Here is a 3,887-nt window from a genome sequence, read left to right on the forward strand (position 1 = left end):
GCCCTGCGGATCCTTTGAACGGGAACAGGGACGGTGGCCTCGATAGGCCGTCCTGCACGCGAACGCCTCGTCCAGGATGTCGCCGACGGACGGCTGGGTTCCACCATGTGATGGCACCAATGTCTGGGCCGAAAGTGGACGTCCGGAACGACCGCGATGGGGGGAAAGCGGACCTTGGCTGCCAGCCTGCCTCCACACACAGAAACGCCGCCGATCCTGGGACCGGCGGCGTGTGTCTGTCAGGCGTTGAAGTCTACGCGACCACGGCCTTGCGACGGCGGATCATGGAGCCGGCTGCGCCGAAGCCCACGATCATCATCGCCCAGGTCGCGGGTTCGGGCACAGCGCCGCCGGTGCCGCTGAAGTACAGATCGTCGACGTACATCGCCAGGTTGGCGTTGGAGGCCATCCGATAGCCGATGCGGGTCACGTCGAAATCGGTGCTGAACCCGAGGAACTGGTCGGCCGAGTCGTTCATGTTCGCCACGACGCTGACGCTGCCTTGCAGACCGCCCGAGCTGTAGATGTCGAGCACCGCGGTGAAGGGATTGCCGCAGCAGGTGTCATCGTTCCCGAACCACAGCCCGCCCGACCGCACCGGTCCGGAGAAATCGAAGAAGAGGGTGTTGGGGCCGTTTCCATCCTGGAACAAGAGCAGTCCCTGGACACCGGAAGGCGTGACGTCGCCCGTGGCGTTGCTGGCCAGGAACAGCTCGGGTACCTTGGAGCCGCTGCCGGAGGCGGTGAACCCCGGCTGGAACGAGGCGTCCTCGAAATCCTCAAGCGTGACCGGGCCGGTAAGCGCACCCGGCGAGGCCACCTGGTTGATGGCGGCCGATGCGGCGCCGGCCCCGAAAAGCATGACCGCTGCGCCGAGCGCGGCGACCGTCAAAGTATTCACCTTCATCATCAGCCCCTGTATTCAAGCGTCGAGCCGTCACGGCCACGCACATCGTCAAATACTGACGTCCAACATTTCTCAGTTTGATCCGGGAAATGCGGGAGCTAACTGTCAGCAGCTACCCACAATCACGATCCCTGCGCAATTCGATTCCCCTCCTGAGGGAGTCCTTGGCCGCCTCTTCCCGGATAGGTGGTCCATCCGACCGTTGGGAGCCGCAGCTCGGCAGTGATAGTCGCATAGTCCCCTTCCTCGTCGTGACTCTTTGACCAGACGGGCCCGGCCTGCAACGCGTGCCTCGCAAGTGTAGAAGCACCGTCCGCGACCTCGGCGTCGAGGTCGAGGAGGCCCTCCAATTGTCCGAACAGATCTCGGTGTGTGAACCAAAGCTCCGGCGTATCGGGCGCCGCGTCGCCGGAGAGCGTGAGAAGCGGAACGTCTGAACTTCGACTTTGGGTCGCCTCTCCCCGTTGGACTCCGGCCGACAAGCGGACGTCAGGCGTTGCAGCCGGGAAGCAGACTCGCCGCCGCCCCCCTACTTTTGCACCGGCCGCATCAGCGCCGTCCTCGGCGGGGCCCCGGTCGGGTCATGGTCGCCCGCCGCCTCGGCCAGCAGGCCCGCGACAAAGCCGGGGAGCCAGGCGTTGCGCGCCGGCTTCATACGCTCCGCGCGGTAGATGTGGCTGAGGTCGGCGTAGGCGCGGTCGAAGCTCTTGTTCACGATCACATAGTCGTAGCGATCCCAGTGGCGGATCTCTTCCTGGCCGAGCGCCAGGCGCTGGATCATGATCTCTTCGGTGTCCTGGGCGCGGGCCTTGAGGCGGCGTTCCAGATCGCCCCAGGCGGGGGGCAGGATGAAGACGCGCACGGAGTCTTCGGGCGCGCGGTCGGCCACTTGCTGGGCGCCCTGCCAGTCGATGTCGAAGATCACATCGTGGCCGGCGTCGAGCGCGGCCATCACCGGGCCCTTGGGCGTGCCGTAGTAGTTGCCGTTAACGGTCGCCCACTCCAGGAACTCGCCCGCCGCGATCATCGCCTCGAACTGGTCGCGGGTCTTGAAATAGTATTCCCGCCCCTCCTCCTCGCCCGGCCGGGGCGCGCGGGTGGTGGCCGAGATCGAGAGCATCAGGCTGTCATGGTCGGCGACCAGGGTGCGGGTGAGCGAGGTCTTGCCCGCGCCGGCCGGGCTGGAGACCAGCAGCAGCAGGCCCCGGCGCGTGGTCTCCCATGGCTTGGCGTGATCGTCGGTCGGATTCACCAACACCCCTCGCATCAACAGCTTGAGCCGCACGGCGGCTCGAATTTCAAACCACGGATAACACCGATCACACGGATGGAGGACCGTCTCGACTCATCCGTGAAATCCGAGACATCCGTGGTTCAATAGGGCGCCCGGGGCGCCCGGGGCGCCTCATTCAACATTCTGCACCTGCTCGCGGAACTGCTCGATCACGGCTTTGAGGTCGAGACCGATAGCGGTCAAGCCGGCGACCTGGGACTTGGAGCAGAGGGTGTTGGCCTCGCGCATGAATTCCTGGGTCAGGAAGTCGAGCCGCCGGCCGACCGCGGCGCCCTGGGCGAGCAGCCCGCGGGCGGAGTCCACATGGCCGGCGAGGCGATCGAGTTCCTCGCGGACGTCGGCCTTGACGGCCAGGGCGGCGGCTTCCTGGATGATCCGCTCCTCGCTCGCGGCCTCGCCGGCCAGCTCCTTCAGGCGCGCTTCGAAGCGGGCCTTGATGGCGGCGGGCTGGCCGGAGGCCACGGCGCGGGCCTGGTCGGCCAGGGCGGCGATGCGGTCGACGTGGCCGGCGAGCACGCCCTGAAGCTGGGCGCCCTCTTCCGCACGGGCGGCGGCGAGCCCGTCGAGCGCGGCGCCGATGGAGGCGGCGATGGCGGCCTCCAGCGCGGCCTGGGCCTCAGGATCTAGCAAGGCGTCGTCGGCCTCGATCACGCCGCGCAGGGCCAGGAGGCCATCCCAAGATGGCGGGCTCACCCGGCCTTCGGCGATCAGCGGCTCACCCAGGGCCAGATAGCGGGCGACCTGATCGGTGTTGACCCGGACCGCGACGGCGCCCTCAGCGCGGCGGGCCTGGACGCCGACCTGAAGCTGGCCCCGCTGGAACCGCGCCTGGGCGCCGTCGCGGGCGGCGCGCTCCAGGGCCTCGAAGCCCGGCGGGCCCTTGTAGCGGACCTCAAGGTTGCGGCCGTTGACGCTGCGCGCCTCGACCGCCCAGGACCAGTCGCCGAATGCGCCCTCGGCGCGCCCGAAACCGGTCATGCCGGAAACGATCGTCATGGCTTGGCCTGCGCCGCCCGCTGGCGCTCAATGGCGCGCCAGCGCTGGACGTTGGCGTTGTGCTCCGCATAGGTGACCGCGAAGGCGTGGCCGCCGGTCCCGTCGGCGACGAAGAACAGCTCGTCCGTGGCGGGCGGGTTGAGCACCGCCGCCAGCGCATCACGGCCCGGATTGGCGATGGGCGTGGGCGGCAGACCGATGCGGCGATACGTGTTCCACGGCGTCTCGCGGGCCAGTTCCGTGGCCAGGATGCCGCGCCCGAGCGGTCGCCCCTTCGAGACGCCATAGATCACCGTGGGATCGCTCTGCAGCGGCATGCCTGCGCGAAGGCGGTTGGTGAACACGGCGGCGACTCGGGGACGCTCGGAGGCGATGCCGGTCTCCTTTTCGACGATGGAGGCGAGGACCACCGCCTCGTCCGGCGTGGCCAGAGGCAGGCCGGGCTGGCGCTCCGCCCAGAGATCAGCCAGCGCCTTGTCGTGCGCCGCCTGCATGCGCTCAAGCACCGCCTGGCGGGTCTCGCCGCGCTGGTAGGCGTAGGTGTCGGGCAGCAGGGAGCCCTCAGGCGGCTCGGCGACAGCGCCGGTCAGCACGGGCAGCGCGTTCAACGCATCGACCGCCATGGCGCTGGTCCAGCCCTCCGGGATGGTCACCGAGCGGCGGATCACGCGGCCATCGCGCACCTGATCC

At 68.5% G+C, this 3,887-nt stretch carries 4 protein-coding genes; all 4 read right to left on the minus strand.

Features of this window, described 5'->3' with window-relative positions; all coding sequences use genetic code 11:
* Positions 1–253: 253 nt before the first annotated feature.
* The gene (locus ACIQ3R_RS16280) at positions 254–910 is read right to left on the minus strand and encodes a PEPxxWA-CTERM sorting domain-containing protein (protein ID WP_397419904.1); all 657 of its coding nucleotides are present in this window, start codon (positions 908–910) and stop codon (positions 254–256) included.
* Between the two features lie 526 nt (positions 911–1,436).
* Positions 1,437–2,174: a guanylate kinase gene (gene gmk, locus ACIQ3R_RS16285; protein WP_397419907.1), complete on the minus strand. Its 738-nt coding sequence runs from the start codon at positions 2,172–2,174 to the stop codon at positions 1,437–1,439.
* 138 nt (positions 2,175–2,312) lie between these two features.
* Positions 2,313–3,197 (minus strand): YicC/YloC family endoribonuclease, encoded by an 885-nt coding sequence (locus ACIQ3R_RS16290; RefSeq protein ID WP_397419905.1) that lies wholly within the window; start codon positions 3,195–3,197, stop codon positions 2,313–2,315.
* On the minus strand, positions 3,194–3,887 hold a 694-nt coding region (gene mltG, locus ACIQ3R_RS16295), incomplete at its 5' end, for an endolytic transglycosylase MltG (protein WP_397419906.1). The genes ACIQ3R_RS16290 and mltG, both read right to left, overlap by 4 nt.

The organism is Phenylobacterium sp. (assembly GCF_044371015.1).
In the GTDB taxonomy this organism is placed as follows: domain Bacteria; phylum Pseudomonadota; class Alphaproteobacteria; order Caulobacterales; family Caulobacteraceae; genus Phenylobacterium.